This window comes from Labrenzia sp. VG12 (assembly GCF_002237595.1).
Lineage (GTDB): Bacteria > Pseudomonadota > Alphaproteobacteria > Rhizobiales > Stappiaceae > Roseibium.
Genome location: NZ_CP022529.1, coordinates 4,522,478 through 4,535,799 on the forward strand (window position 1 = coordinate 4,522,478; position 13,322 = coordinate 4,535,799).

Annotated in this window: 10 protein-coding genes; 9 read left to right on the top strand and 1 reads right to left on the bottom strand. The window is 59.4% G+C overall.

Annotated elements, in window-relative coordinates; all coding sequences use genetic code 11:
- Positions 1-6: 6 nt before the first annotated feature.
- Positions 7-888 carry a helix-turn-helix transcriptional regulator gene (locus tag CHH27_RS21030; RefSeq protein ID WP_094073325.1) on the bottom strand — a complete coding sequence of 294 codons (882 nt, stop codon included), beginning with the start codon at positions 886-888 and terminating at the stop codon, positions 7-9.
- Positions 889-1,341: 453 nt separating this feature from the next.
- Between CHH27_RS21030 and CHH27_RS21035 the strand changes: the two genes are divergently transcribed.
- From CHH27_RS21035 to CHH27_RS21075, 9 genes are all read left to right on the top strand, one after another.
- On the top strand, positions 1,342-2,436 hold the full coding sequence (locus CHH27_RS21035; RefSeq protein ID WP_094073326.1) for an ABC transporter ATP-binding protein: 1,095 nt from the start codon (positions 1,342-1,344) through the stop codon (positions 2,434-2,436).
- Between the two features lie 82 nt (positions 2,437-2,518).
- Entirely contained in the window at positions 2,519-3,619 is a 1,101-nt protein-coding gene (locus CHH27_RS21040; protein ID WP_094073327.1) for an extracellular solute-binding protein, read from the top strand.
- Positions 3,620-3,694: 75 nt separating this feature from the next.
- A complete protein-coding gene (locus CHH27_RS21045) occupies positions 3,695-4,963 on the top strand; it encodes an ABC transporter permease (protein WP_094073328.1) in 1,269 nt (422 codons plus the stop codon).
- A 9-nt stretch (positions 4,964-4,972) separates the two neighbouring features.
- The gene (locus CHH27_RS21050) at positions 4,973-5,827 is read left to right on the top strand and encodes an ABC transporter permease (RefSeq protein WP_094073329.1); all 855 of its coding nucleotides are present in this window, start codon (positions 4,973-4,975) and stop codon (positions 5,825-5,827) included.
- Positions 5,828-6,019: 192 nt separating this feature from the next.
- Positions 6,020-7,249: a M24 family metallopeptidase gene (locus tag CHH27_RS21055; RefSeq protein WP_094074913.1), complete on the top strand. Its 1,230-nt coding sequence runs from the start codon at positions 6,020-6,022 to the stop codon at positions 7,247-7,249.
- Between the two features lie 373 nt (positions 7,250-7,622).
- Positions 7,623-10,838: a DUF2169 domain-containing protein gene (locus CHH27_RS21060; RefSeq protein WP_094073330.1), complete on the top strand. Its 3,216-nt coding sequence runs from the start codon at positions 7,623-7,625 to the stop codon at positions 10,836-10,838.
- On the top strand, positions 10,828-11,901 hold the full coding sequence (locus tag CHH27_RS21065) for a pentapeptide repeat-containing protein (protein WP_094073331.1): 1,074 nt from the start codon (positions 10,828-10,830) through the stop codon (positions 11,899-11,901). Before CHH27_RS21060 ends, CHH27_RS21065 begins: the two co-directional genes overlap by 11 nt.
- Positions 11,902-12,014: 113 nt before the next feature.
- Positions 12,015-12,413: a hypothetical protein gene (locus CHH27_RS21070; RefSeq protein ID WP_094073332.1), complete on the top strand. Its 399-nt coding sequence runs from the start codon at positions 12,015-12,017 to the stop codon at positions 12,411-12,413.
- Positions 12,414-12,428: 15 nt separating this feature from the next.
- Positions 12,429-13,301, top strand: a complete 873-nt coding sequence (locus CHH27_RS21075; protein ID WP_094073333.1) for a hypothetical protein — start codon at positions 12,429-12,431, stop codon at positions 13,299-13,301.
- The last annotated feature ends 21 nt before the right edge of the window (positions 13,302-13,322 follow it).

The window sequence follows — 13,322 nt, forward strand, 5'->3', positions numbered from 1 at the left end:
TGATTGTCAGGCAGACAGCCAGCGAACGGTGCCGTGATCGCTGAGATCGTAGCCACCGAGGGCAGCGGCCTTGTCCTTGAAGGCGGAAGAGCGCGCAAATGCAAAAAGCGTCTGCAACGGTTCGGTGAAATAGGCGCGCCGGTTGACCAGCAGATCGAAACGTTCGTCGGCCAGCGGCAGAAAGGTGAGCTTGAAGGGTTTTGCCATGGCCTCGATCCCAAGCGCGGCATCCGCTTCGCCGGCCGCGACTGCAACAGCGGCATCGTTCTCGCTATGGGCTGGGCCCTGGGCACAGACAAGGTCTGTCTCCGTCAGGCCGGCGTCGTCAAGCAACCTGGAAAACAGGAGCGCGGCGCCGGCACCGGGCTGGCGCAGGGCAACACGTTTGCCCTTCAGATCGGCAACGGACCCGATCTCACCGGCAGCGTCGTCCGAGATCAGCAGACCGCGCTTGCGCGTCGCAAAGGCGAGCAGAACGGCATTTTGCACGCCCGTCTTTTGAACGGTGTCGACGTTCCAGCCATCGTCTTCTGGAAGGTGCAACCCTGCGAGTGCCGCGGTCGCCTCCTGAAACCGTGCCAATCCATCGCCACTGCCATTGCACAGGACGGCGAGCCCGCAGCCCGATGCGTGGATCGCCCAGTCCAGCAGCGGATCGTGAGAGCCGACCAGAACGTCCGGCAGGGTGTCCTGCGCGGGCAGTGGCGTGCCTTCCAGCCAGGCTTCGATCTCGTCGGAAGGAAACAGCAGCTTGCCCGTGATGCGCCGATGGGGAATTTCGTCGGCCGCCGCCAGGTCATAGACCTTGCGCTCCTTGACCCGGAGCAGGTCGGCCACCTCCTTGGTGGTCAGGAACTTGGGCTGGTTGGGATCTGAGTGCTTCAACATGTGTCCTGCCGTTTGGCGTGAACTTAGCGGAGGTGCGCGCTTCAGGACAAGATCAATGCTGCACGGTCCGGGGACAAGGCGATCCGTAGGTGACGTAACGACTCAAGTATGTGACGCAACGGCGCAACAACGCGCTGTTAAACTGCGACACTCTTTTTGGTCTAGGCAAATGTGAACGAAACTGTGCACGAAAACTACTGCGCCTTGGGGAAGATAATCTTTTCCCCGAGGCGTTTGTGTTGAGTAAAAATTTCCTTGTCATACCGCATTGCAAAATATTAAGCCGGTAGCTGACTAAAAAATATACATTTTTTTGCATTGCCCCCTTTCCATGTGCAGGCAATTTTGTTTTTCTATCGGCAACTGCGCTGACCGACTGCTCGACGAGGCGAAGGCTTCCTGGGCGGTAACTGGTTGGACGCTTAATAATAATGAACCAGATTTGGGGACAAAATGGCGAACACACGGGGCGCTGCTGTTAAGTATGACAGCGTTCAAAAGAGCTATGACGGCGAAAGCCTGGTCGTAAAGAACCTCAATCTCGATATCCCGCCGGGCGAATTCCTGACCATGTTGGGGCCGTCCGGATCCGGCAAGACAACCTGCCTGATGATGCTGGCGGGGTTTGAGCCCGCCACCCACGGCGAGATCTATCTTAATGATCGCCCGATCAACAATGTGCCGCCGCACAAGCGTGGCATCGGCATGGTGTTCCAGAACTACGCCCTGTTCCCGCACATGACGGTCGCGGAGAACCTCGCGTTTCCGCTTCAGGTCCGCAATGTGAACAAGGCGGACCAGCAGGCAAAGGTGCAGCGGGCACTGGAGATGGTCGAACTCGGCAGCTTCGGCAATCGCCGCCCGGCACAGCTCTCCGGCGGCCAACAGCAGCGCGTCGCCGTTGCCCGCGCCCTCGTGTTCGACCCGGAACTCGTTCTGATGGATGAGCCGCTTGGTGCGCTCGACAAGCAGCTGCGCGAGCAGATGCAGTATGAAATCAAGCACATCCATGAAAATCTGGGCGTCACGGTGGTCTACGTGACCCACGACCAGACCGAGGCTCTGACCATGTCGGACCGGGTGGCCGTGTTCAACGACGGCGTCATCCAGCAGCTGTCGACACCCGATGACCTCTATGAAGATCCGCAGAATTCCTTCGTGGCCCAGTTTATCGGCGAGAACAACAAGCTGAGCGGCAAGGTCGTGGACATCCAGGGCGAGGAGTGCCTGGTTGAACTCGACGATGGCACCAAGCTGAAGGCCGACAAGGTCAATGTCGCCGCCGTCGGCGACAGGACCACCCTGTCGCTTCGGCCGGAACGTGTCGAATTCGACACCCATGATGCGATGGACAATCTGGTCGATGGCCGGATTGAGGAACTCATCTATCTTGGCGACCACATTCGTGTGCGCATGAATGTGGCCGGCAATGACGAGTTCATCGTCAAGGTTCGCAACCGCGGAGAGAAGCGCAAGCTGCATGTCGGTGAAACGGTCCCTGTGGGCTGGGCACTGAATGACTGCAAAGCGCTCGACGCTGTTGTCTGAAATCGCCCGGCGGCCGGGTCGCGGCCGCCAGCGACAACAACGGAAGCAATCCGTTACATCCTAAAAGAGGGAGCTAACTCACATGAAGCTCAAGACTGTTATTCTTGCAGGCACCGCTCTGGCTTTTGCCGGCAGCACGGCACTTGCAACAGACCTGACGCTCGTCTCCTGGGGCGGCGCCTACCAGGCGTCCCAGAAGAATGCCTATACCGATCCGTATATGGCCGAGAACCCGGGCATCAACGTGATCTGGGATGAGTCCTCCGCTGAAGCCGTGGCCAAGCTGCGCGCCATGAACGAAGCCGGTAACATCACCTGGGACCTGGTTGACGTGGTGGCCTCCGACGCCATCCGTCTGTGCGACGAAGGTCTGGCGATGGAAATCGACGCGGACGCCGACCTGGCAGCTGCTCCGGACGGAACGCCGGCGTCTGAAGACTTCGGTGACCTGCTCGTTTCCGAGTGCTTCATTCCGCAGATCGTCTATTCCACCACCTTCGGCTACCGCACCGACGTTGCCGACTGGGGTGGCAAGGAGCCGGACGACATCTGTGATGTCTTCGATCTGGAAACCTTCCCGGGCAAGCGCTCGCTGGAAAAGCGTCCGATCAACAACATGGAATGGGCTCTTCTGTGCGACGGCGTTGCCAAGGAAGACGTCTATGACGTTCTGGAAACCGAAGAAGGTCAGAACCGTGCATTTGCCAAGCTCGACACCATCAAGGACAACGTGATCTGGTGGTCGGCCGGTGCGGAAACCCCGCAGCTTCTTGCCGACAGCGAAGTCGTGATCGGCTCCACCTATAACGGTCGCCTGTTCGCTCTGATCGAAGAGCAGAAGCAGCCGGTGAAAATGCTCTGGGACGCCCAGGTGTTCGATCTGGACGGCTGGATCATCCCGGCAGGTCTGCCGGAAGATCGTCTGGCTGAAGTGAAGAAACTGGTCAAATACGCCACCGACACCCAGCGTCTGGCGGATCAGGCCAAGTTCATCTCCTACGGTCCGGCCCGTAAGTCGTCTGCTCCGCTGGTCGGTCAGCACGCGACCCTCGGCATCGACATGGCTCCGCACATGCCGACCGATCCGAACAACGCCAAGAACACCTTCCTCTATAACTACGAGTGGTGGGCGGATTACCGCGACGACATCGACGCCAAGTTCCAGGCCTGGCTCGCGCAGTAAGCCTTAACGGCACGCTTTGGACCGGGTGGGGCATCGCCTCACCCGGACCTTCTCTCTGATTCTCGGAAGACATTTATGAGCGACACCACCCAAGACGGTCAGGTCCTGACGACGCAGGACGGCAAGCCGCTGAAGGCTGCGCTGGCAAAGGCCCTGCGCCGGGAAAAGCTGCGCGCCCTGATGCTGATCGCGCCGCTGCTGATCTTTGTGCTGATCACCTTCGTCGCCCCGATCGTGGACATGCTGTTCCGGTCCGTGGAAAACGGCATCGTTTCGGAAACCCTGCCCAAGACCGTGGTCGCTCTGGAAACCTGGGATCCCAATTCCGGCGCAGTGCCGGATGAGGTCGTCTTCGCCGCACTTTATGACGACATGGTCGTCGCGGTCGACGCAAAGACCCACACCCGCCTCGGTTCGCGTCTCAATTACGAACAGAGCGGTATCTCCAGCCTGTTCCGCAAAACCGGCCGGCGCATCAAGCGCATGGAGGAGGGCGGTCCCTTCAAGGATCAGTTCCTCGACGCGGACAAGAAATGGGGCCAGGTCGAAACCTGGCAGGTGCTGAAGCGCTTCTCTCCGACCATCACGGACGGATACTTCCTGAATTCCTTCGATGCCCATCGCACCTCAGATGGCATTGAAATGAAACCGGCAGACGAACGGATCTACATGTTCCTGTTCGGCCGAACCCTGTTCCTGTCGATCGTGATCACCGTGTCGTGTCTGTTGCTCGGGTACCCGATCGCCTTCCTGCTGGCGGCCTTGCCGTTGCGCACATCGAACCTCTTGATGATCCTCGTGCTTCTGCCCTTCTGGACGTCGCTTCTGGTGCGCACGTCCGCCTGGAAGGTGCTGCTCCAGCAACAGGGGGTGATCAACGATTTCCTTGTCTGGACGGGCATTGTCAGCGAGGCAGGGCGCCTCGTGATGATCAACAACCAGACCGGCACGATCATCGCCATGACGCATATTCTGCTGCCCTTCATGATCCTGCCGCTCTATTCGGTGATGAAGACCATTTCGCCTTCTTACGTGCGCGCCGCCAAGAGCCTCGGGGCCAATGACTGGATCGCGTTCTGGCGGGTCTATTTCCCGCAATCGGTGCCGGGCATCGGCGCGGGCGCGGTGCTCGTCTTCATCCTATCGATCGGCTACTACATCACGCCGGAACTGGTTGGCGGCACGTCGGGCATCTTCATTTCCAACCGGATCGCCTATCACATCTCGTCGTCGCTCAACTGGGGCCTTGCGGCTGCCCTCGGGACCCTGCTCCTGGTCGCCGTCCTGATGCTCTTCGTGGTCTATGACAAGATTGTCGGCATCGATAACGTGAAGCTCGGATAGGAGGACGATATGAGCGCACTTCCCCCATATGCGTCCCCCTTGCAGCGGACCTGGTTCTACTCCTTCCGGATCATTTGCGGACTGATCTTCTTCTTCCTGATCTTTCCGATCCTTGTGATCCTGCCGCTGAGCTTCAACGCACAGGACTTTTTCACCTTCACCAAGGAAATGCTGGCGCTGGATCCGGCCGGCTATTCCTTCAAGCACTACAACGACTTCTTCACCAATCCGGATTGGCAGCAGGCACTGACCAACTCGGTGCTGATTGCCCCCGTGGCCACCATCCTGGCAACAGGCTTTGGCACGCTTGCTGCCATCGGCCTGTCCCAGTCTCACGTGCCTTACAAGTCCGCGATCATGGCGGTCCTGATCTCGCCGATGATCGTGCCGCTGATCATCTCGGCCGCCGGCATGTATTTCTTCTATTCGCGCATCGGCCTGCAGGGCACCTACTGGGGTGTGGTACTGGCCCATGCCGCGCTCGGCACGCCTTTCGTGATCATCACGGTGACGGCGACCCTGGTCGGCTTTGACCGTTCGCTGGTACGTGCGGCGGCAAGCCTCGGCGCTAATCCGGTAACGACCTTCTTCAAGGTGCAGATGCCTCTGATCATTCCGGGCGTCGTTTCCGGAGCATTGTTTGCCTTTATCACGTCTTTCGACGAGGTCGTGGTGGTGCTATTCTTGGGCTCTGCAGGTCAGAAGACCCTGCCGTGGCAGATGTTCACCGGCCTGCGCGAACAGATTTCACCGACCATCTTGGCGGTGGCTTCGCTGATGGTGGCAATCTCGATCTGCCTCCTGACGGTTCTGGAGCTGCTGCGCCGCCGGTCGGAACGCTTGAGAGGTATGACGCCGGGCTGATCCGGCCAGAGCTGCTTTCGATGTGAACCGGTGGCGGAACGCCAGTCGCCGGGTGGAGACCGGATCCGGATCTCCCGGTAGCAAGACAATCAGACATTGGGCCTGGCGGGCCGGCTTCTTTCAGGAAGCCGGCCCGTTTTGCGTTTCAGGCCCCGGACTTTGAAACATCTGGATCTGAAAGGAGACCATGACATGAGCAGCGACATGATCCGCATTTACGAAATGAACAATGGTGAAAAGGCGTTTTCACCCTTCTCGGCCGGGGAAATGGGCAGCCGGCAGAACAGGTTGCGCAAGCTGATGGCGGATCGCGGCATCGACGCGGCGCTGTTCACCTCCTATCACAACATCTGCTACTACTCCGGCTTCCTCTATTGCTACTTCGGCCGCAAATACGGCTTTCTGGTCACCAAGGACAAGGCAACGACGATTGCGGCCGGCATCGATGGCGGCCAGCCCTGGCGCCGCACCCATGGCGACACGGTCATCTATACCGACTGGCGCCGGGACAACTACTTCCACGCCATCCAGTCCCTTTTGGGCATGCCGAACCCGGCCATCAAGCGGATCGGCATCGAGTTCGACCATGTGTCGCTCGATCTGAAGAAACAGCTGGAGGAGGCGCTGCCGGGTGTCGAGCTGGTCGACATTGCGGCCGACGCGATGGCGCAGCGGACCATCAAGAGTGCGGAAGAGCATGTGCTGATCCGGGAAGGTGCCCGGATCTGTGATGTCGGCGGTGCGGCGCTGGTGGACGCTGTCCAGGCAGGTGTCACGGAACACGAAGTTGCCATCGCTTCAACCAATGCCATGATCCGGGAGATTGCCAAATCCTTCCCGTTTGTGGAGCTGATGGACACCTGGACCTGGTTCCAGTCCGGCATCAACACCGATGGTGCGCATAATCCGGTCACCAACAAGGTCGTCGAGGCCGGCGACATCCTCAGCCTCAATTGTTTTCCGATGATCTTCGGCTATTACACCGCCCTGGAGCGCACGCTCTTTTGCGAACATGCGTCCGATGAGCATCTGCGCCTGTGGGAGATCAACTGCCATGTCCACCGCGAAGGCCTGAAGCTGATCAAGCCGGGCGCGCGCTGCTGCGACATTGCCACCGAACTCAACGACATCTATCGCAGCCACGACCTGCTCAAGTATCGCAGCTTCGGCTACGGCCACTCCTTCGGCGTGCTCAGCCATTATTACGGCCGCGAAGCCTCGGTCGAACTGCGCGAGGATGTCGAAACGGTGCTGGAACCTGGCATGGTGGTGTCGATGGAACCGATGATCATGATCCCGGAAGGCGAAGCGGGAGCGGGCGGCTACCGCGAGCACGACATCCTGATCGTGACGGAAAACGGTGCCGACAACATCACCGGTTTCCCCTTCGGTCCGGAGCACAACATCATCCCGAAGCGCTGAGGCGGCGAAACGAAACGGGAAGGGACGGGGCGGCCACTATGTGCCGGCCCGTCACACGACGGCGCGGTCTTTCACCGGCTGGCCGCGGGCGAGGCGCGAAGGCCGGAAAGACCACGACCTTTCGTGCCAGGCGGCTGCACCAGACCGTCAAGTTATTGAACCATTAGCTGAATTTAGACCTCGGTCGCGAAATCAGAAAAAGACTTTGATCCCTTCGAACCGGGACGAGTGGCTGAGACCGGACGACGGGGCTGAGACAAACAGAGACATGTGCAGAAACAGAGCGCACGCACATTTGCGGTGTAGCGTTCGCAAGATGTCATCCTGCTGAAACATAGTCGACATCTATATTGGCGGAACTTCGGGGACCGTCATGCCTGACCTGTATAAACCGCACAAATTATCCTGCATTCAAAATATTCAGGCCATTGGCGGTCAGAATTACCTCTACGCAACCGTGTTCTATGGCTTTGACCTGACCGACCCGGAAGTGATCCTGAGTGAAGCGGTCTATACGGAGACGGCCATGTCGAACCTGCCGATGGGCGGGTTTCTCGACATGGGATTTCCAAAGGCGCAGGCGGAAGTGCTGATTGCCGGTGAAGCCCGCGCGCCGGAAGGCGGCAGCGTTCAGGCGCAGGAGGTGGGTGTTGCCGTCGGACCGGTGACGAAGCGGGCCGTGGTTTTCGGCGACCGCCACTGGGTCAAGGACAGCAACAACGACATCCGGCTTTCCCATGCCGTTCCCTACGAGACCATGCCGCTGACGCCCGACCAGGCTTTTGGCAACGAGACCCATCCGGTCAATCCAGAAGGCAGGGGCTGCAATCCGCACCATGTCCTGGAGCATTTCGGTTACGCGCAGCTGCCGAATGTCGAAAACCCGGACGCATTGATCAAGACCCTGACCGATCAGCCGGATCCGATCCTGTTCGGTCCCTTGAGCCACGATCACCCGTCGCGCAAGACAAAGGTTGGCCAGCCGAGCTGGGACTGGATCAGGACGACGTTTCCGGAGCCCCCTCCGGGGTTCGACAGCGCCTTTTTCAATGTGGCCCCGGCGGATCAGCGATTTGCCTCGGCTCCGGAAGGCAACGAGGCGATCTCCGTCTGGGGCATGTCGGCGCGCCACCCCGTGATCCGGTCGCACCTGCCGGGTTTGCGCGTCCGGCTGTTTGCCATCCATGATCACAAGGCCGAGCGCCTGACCGAGATCACCACACGGATCGAGACCGTCTGGGTCTTTGGCTCCTCCGAGATCGGCGGCATCTATCATCGCGGTATTCTGAAACTGGCAGATGAAAAGGCGTCCGACGTGGTGGCGCTTATCTTCGGCGCCGAGCGCATGACCGATGCGCCGCGTCCGGCCTCCTATTACGCGGAAATCTACCGGCTGCGAACGCACCCGACCGAAGGCGCCATGCATACGCTGAACGACAGCCAGTTGATGCCGGACCTGCCGGATGCCGAGGTCGAGGCGATGGAGGCGCGCTCACAGGCCTATAGCGAGGAAATCGCGCAGAAATTCGAGAAGAAAATCCAGTTCGAACATGCCGACATGCTCAGGAAGGCGAACATGCCCGCCATGATGCGGCCGGATACAAGCCTTCCGCCGATCCCGCGCCTGCCCCTGCCGGCCCCGGAAGACATCGTTGCCGGCAATGTCGACATCGCCGGCATGTTCAGGAATCTGGCCTCGGCCGGCGACCAGCTGGAAGCCGACCTGATGAAGGGGCCTGCGGCGGCCGTCGCCCGGCACAAGGCGGCGGGAATGCCATTGCCGGACGATCTGTTTGCGCTGCATGACACAATGAAAGCGGCGATCAAGGCGGGAGATCCCGGCGCGGCCAATGCCTTGAAAGACGTGGCAAAGACCAAGTCGGTAACCGATGATTTTTCCAAGTTTGCCAAGGCCACCGTGGACCTCGGCAATAGGTCAACGGATGGACTGACACCGCCGGTTGAAGACGTCATGCCTGGAGAACTTGACGCGGCACTTGCAAAGATCGACGCAATTGTCGGCAAACTGGATGGCGCTGGCGCAGGCGGTGAGGAAGAGCTTTGGGCGCTGGTGCGGGCGCGTGCCCTTGCGCTCCCCGAAGCCGATCCATTCTACGAGATGAAACAGAACCTGGAAGCCATGGCCAGGGATCTGAAGGAGACCAGCGGCCGTCCCAAATCCGGCGAGATGGTCACCATCGAAGACGCGCTAAGCGGCGCTCATCTGAAAGACCCGAAGCCAACCGACTTCGACGCAGTGCTCGCCGAGCTCGCCACCATGCCGGACAAGAACAGGGCCAATCTCGACAAGATGGAAGCCATGCTGGCGGAAAGGCTTCCGAAAACGGCGGGCCAGGACCTGCCGCCGAGCCTGGCGCTGGCGCGGGAAGTGGAGAAGATCCCCGTTCCCGAACTGGATGTGAAATCCATCGATGACATCATCGCGAAGGCCGAAGAGGCAACGTCGATGGACGCCGACACGTTCTTCAGCAACCTGGACGAAGAGGCCCGGGAATTCATGCTGGACAAGGAGCATGCCCGTTCGGCGGCACTGGAAGCTGTCCATCCGATCGAAACCTATACGCCAGGCATCCGGCGCAAGCTCGGCGAACTGGTCGTTGACGAGGTTGCAAGGGGGGAGAGCTTTGCCCGCAGGGACATTGCCGATGCGTATCTCGCCGGCGCCGACCTGTCTCATCTCGACATGAATGGCGTGTTCCTGGAAAAGGCCAACCTGACCGGCGCGAGGCTCCGGAACGCAGATTTCTCGGCGGCGGGCATGGCGGAGGCCGTGCTGACGGGCGCAGATGCCACCGGAACTGACTTTTCCCGCGCCACGCTCTCCGGCGTGATTGCCGAACGGGCCATCCTGGACCAGACCCGGTTTTCCGAACGCACCTGGTCGAAGTCGCATTTCAGCGGCTCGACCTTTCGCGGGGCGGTCTTCGATACGATGACCTTTCTGGAATGCGATTTTTCCGGAACGAACTTCGAAGCCGCGCAATTCACCAACTGCCTGTTCCTGAAGTGCGACTTTCGGGGAGCCGCACTCCGCAAGGCACGGTTTGAAAAGACCATGGTGGTCGAGGGCGACCTGTCCTATTCCGACTGGTCCGGCGCGCAATTCGATCGCCAATTGATGACCAAGGTCGTTGCGCAGGACAGTCGCTGGAGCAATGCCAGTTTCAGCAAGTCCACCTTCGTCGGGAAGTCCGACCTGAAGGGCAGCTATTTCGATGGCGTGCGCGGCCACTATTCCAGTTTCCTGGAGGCCAATCTCGACGAGACCTGCTTCATGCGGGCGCAAGTTCGCGAATGCCTGTTTTTGAATTGCGAGATGACGGCTGTTGATTTTCGGGCCGCCCGCGCTCGCAAGGCCGTCTTCAACGAGTCGAGTCTCGTCCATTCCGACTTCTTTGCCGCCGATCTGATGGAAGCGCATCTCAGCCAGTGCGATGCCCGTTACACCAGTTTCAGGGACGCCAATCTTTACGCCGCCAATTTCATGGATGCCGACGTGAAGTGGACGGATTTCAGCCGGGCCAATCTCGGCCAGACCATCCTGGAGCTGCCGTCCAATGACGCTTGAGGAAATCTATCACGCAATAGAATACAGCCAGACAATCTCCGACCGGGATTTCTCCAGGCGCACGTTTTCGGACGCGACCTTCAGGTCGGCCAACTTCGTCATGTGCGATTTCGGCGGCGCACGTTTTGTCCGGTGCAATTTCGACAAGAGCATGCTGATCCGGTGCGATTTCCGCGGTGCGCGGTTCGAAGACTGCACTTTTGCCGGCAGCCAGTTGATGATGGGGCGCTTCGAAGGCGCGGCCTTCCCGGGGTGCGCCTTCGAGACGACGGGTTTCCTGCAAGGCAAACTGCAGGGAGCCGATTTCTCTCACGCCCGCCTCTACGACACCGGGCTGCTCTGCAACGATCTGACGGAGGCGCGGTTCTGCGAAACGTCTTTCGAGAAAGTCGGGCTGCTGGAAAACACGCTTGACCGTGTCGACTTCGCCAGGGCGCATATCTACCGCACGATGATCTCCAGGGCCGATCTGCGGACGGCCTTCCTGGACGGAGCGATCTTCCATCAGGTGTTGCTGGTTGATGGCAACCTCTCAAACCGGGACCTCTCCGGTCACACGTTCCGGGAATGCACCATGGTCGATGGGGACCTCCAGAAAGTGGCGTTTCGCGGTTCGGAACTGACCCAGACCTCCTTCGTCAATTGCAACATGCGTCTCAGCGATTTTTGCGAAGCGAACATGCCGCAGGCGATGCTGGCCGGTTCCATCCTGGCGGGATCGAAGTTCGAGCGCACGACCCTGACCAACGGCGTGTTTGCGAATGCGGATGTTTCAGCAGTGTCCTTTGCCGGATCGCAGATGCAGATGGCCGTGTTCGACAACGCCAATTGCGGGGCGGCCCGTTTCGAGGGCTGCGACCTTCAATATGGTGACTTCACCAACGCCAATTGCCAGGCCGGGAATTTCGCCAATGCCAGGTTCAACATCACCAGGTTCCACGGCGCCAATCTGAAGGGCGCACTGCTCGACGGCTCGACGGGATCGACCGTTCCGACCGATGACAGGCGGCTGATCGCGCAGGCCTATAACCCACAAAATGTGATCCTCGACACAGAATTGTAGTTTCCCGTTCCGTTCGGGGAATTGAGCCGAAATATCGTTGATTGTGACAATCACAATATGCACCGTGTGCACCTGAAAAGTTCAGTTTTCAGGAGCCGACAAAGGAAGAAACGATGCCGACAGTGAATGCATCCGGACCGATACCCAGTTTCGACGTCTCTCCCGTCGATCCGTTCATCATGCCGTCCGTGCCGCCGGTTCCCGCGGTCATGCCAGCGATCGGGTTCCGGATGATGACCATCCCCAGCCAGTTCTCCTTTTTCTCCATCTGTTTCTTCTTTCACACGATGCTCTCGATGATTGCCTCCTGCGTCGCCGGCCCCGGCCCCGGTGTGATCTCGGGACTGCCGATGAGCGCCAGCAAGTCCGGCAAGGGCTCGGCCAGGCTGCTCATTCAGGGCCAGCCGGCCGGTCGGGCGCTGATGGATCCGCCGCTCGAAAACGGTCTCACCGTCAATTCCGTCGGCATTTCTTCGCCGGGTCAATGCACCCTGATCAACCCGGTCGGCTAGGAAGGGTCCACAATCATGGCCACGACCAAACCATCAGCAGACGACCGGACTTCGGCGCATATCTATTTTGCCGTGCCGCTCACCGGCAACGCTGACGAGTTCAGCGGCCAGTATTTGCGCATGGAAGAATATATCGGCACCAATGAGGACAGCCATCTGCCCTCTTCCGTGTCGGCGGGTGGCCTGACCGGCATTTCGATGTCCGCCAACGGCGTCTTCCTTCTCAATGCGGATCAGAAGAAGGTGGAAACCTTCGGCAAGGCGCTGACCGAAAAGGTGCTGGGCGGCGATCACACGGTGACGGTCGACAAGGGTGACTGGAAACTGAAGGCGAAAGACGGCTCGATCACCATTGAAGCCAGGAACACCACAGCCGACGCCAACATCACGCTGCAGTCGGAAGGCCACGATCTTCATCTTTATGCGGTCTGGGGCAAGTGCACCACGTCGGACAGCCGGGACATCAAGGAAAGCTCGTCCAAGAAGGTCACCTACGTGCAACTTTTCGAGTATTCGTCCGTCTTCGGCGCATCGATCACGGACCGATCGGCGTTCTCGTTCAGTCTCAACGTGGTAGGCGATGCCTATTTCAAACTGGCGGAAGCCAAGGCGTCGATCACCTCCCTGAAGATCATTTTCCAGAAATATTCCGGCTACTACGCCTGTTTCAACATCCTGCAGGTCCTGTCTTTCAAGATGGCGCAGAACTACAGAAAGACGATGGTTCTCTACAACAAGATGACCGTTTTGCAGATCTACGTCGAAATGCTGAAGAGCCAGAACGACATCGTCAAATCGAAGATCAAGGGCGGTGTGACGGAAACCTATGCCGCCGAGATGCGCTCGAAAATGGCCGGTTGCGGTGTTTTCCAGCGGATCAAGTTCTAGCCGGCGCGGGAGGATAGCCAC

What these genes read in the sequence shown, in the direction of transcription:
- CHH27_RS21030 (WP_094073325.1), bottom strand. Translation starts at nt 888, where the DNA reads ATGTTGAAGCACTCAGATCCCAACCAGCCCAAGTTCCTGACCACCAAG.
- CHH27_RS21035 (WP_094073326.1), top strand. Translation starts at nt 1,342, where the DNA reads ATGGCGAACACACGGGGCGCTGCTGTTAAGTATGACAGCGTTCAAAAG.
- CHH27_RS21040 (WP_094073327.1), top strand. Translation starts at nt 2,519, where the DNA reads ATGAAGCTCAAGACTGTTATTCTTGCAGGCACCGCTCTGGCTTTTGCC.
- CHH27_RS21045 (WP_094073328.1), top strand. Translation starts at nt 3,695, where the DNA reads ATGAGCGACACCACCCAAGACGGTCAGGTCCTGACGACGCAGGACGGC.
- CHH27_RS21050 (WP_094073329.1), top strand. Translation starts at nt 4,973, where the DNA reads ATGAGCGCACTTCCCCCATATGCGTCCCCCTTGCAGCGGACCTGGTTC.
- CHH27_RS21055 (WP_094074913.1), top strand. Translation starts at nt 6,020, where the DNA reads ATGAGCAGCGACATGATCCGCATTTACGAAATGAACAATGGTGAAAAG.
- CHH27_RS21060 (WP_094073330.1), top strand. Translation starts at nt 7,623, where the DNA reads ATGCCTGACCTGTATAAACCGCACAAATTATCCTGCATTCAAAATATT.
- CHH27_RS21065 (WP_094073331.1), top strand. Translation starts at nt 10,828, where the DNA reads ATGACGCTTGAGGAAATCTATCACGCAATAGAATACAGCCAGACAATC.
- CHH27_RS21070 (WP_094073332.1), top strand. Translation starts at nt 12,015, where the DNA reads ATGCCGACAGTGAATGCATCCGGACCGATACCCAGTTTCGACGTCTCT.
- CHH27_RS21075 (WP_094073333.1), top strand. Translation starts at nt 12,429, where the DNA reads ATGGCCACGACCAAACCATCAGCAGACGACCGGACTTCGGCGCATATC.